The 587-nt window shown below is 63.0% G+C and carries 1 protein-coding gene; it reads left to right on the top strand.

Annotated elements, in window-relative coordinates:
• The coding region (locus tag IG75_RS37000; protein ID WP_036544394.1) for an AMP-binding protein at nt 1–587 on the top strand (587 nt) is incomplete at both ends.

A 587-nucleotide genomic window follows, 5' to 3' on the forward strand; every position in this document is an offset into this window, starting at 1 on the left:
GATGCGGATCGTCGTGCGCCGTTGCGTCCGTCGAATACGGCGTATGTGATTTTCACGTCGGGTTCGACGGGTCGTCCGAAGGGTGTGGCGGTGTCGCATGCGGCGATTGTGAATCGCCTGGTGTGGATGCAGTCGGAGTATGGTTTGACTGCGTCGGATGTGGTGTTGCAGAAGACTCCGTCGACGTTCGATGTGTCGGTGTGGGAGTTCTTCTGGCCGTTGCAGGTCGGTGCGCGGCTGGTGGTCGCCAAGCCGGATGGTCATCGGGATCCGGAGTATCTGGCCGAGGTCATCGATGTGTTCTCCTCGGGTGAGGCGTTGGCGCCGAAGCCGGCGCATCGGTTGCGGGAGTTGACCGGGACGGCTGTGCACAACTTGTACGGTCCGACCGAGGCGGCGGTTGATGTCACCTTCCATGAGGTGACGGATGCGGATGCGGTGTCGGTGCCGATCGGTGCTCCGGTGTTCAACACGCGGGTGTATGTGTTGGACGGGCGGTTGCGGCCGGTTCCGGTGGGTGTTGCGGGTGAGTTGTATCTCGCGGGTGTGCAGTTGGCGCGTGGGTATGTGGCGCGCCCGGATCTGTC

Source organism: Nocardia rhamnosiphila NBRC 108938 (genome assembly GCF_000720425.1).
Classification (GTDB): Bacteria; Actinomycetota; Actinomycetes; order Mycobacteriales; family Mycobacteriaceae; genus Nocardia; species Nocardia rhamnosiphila.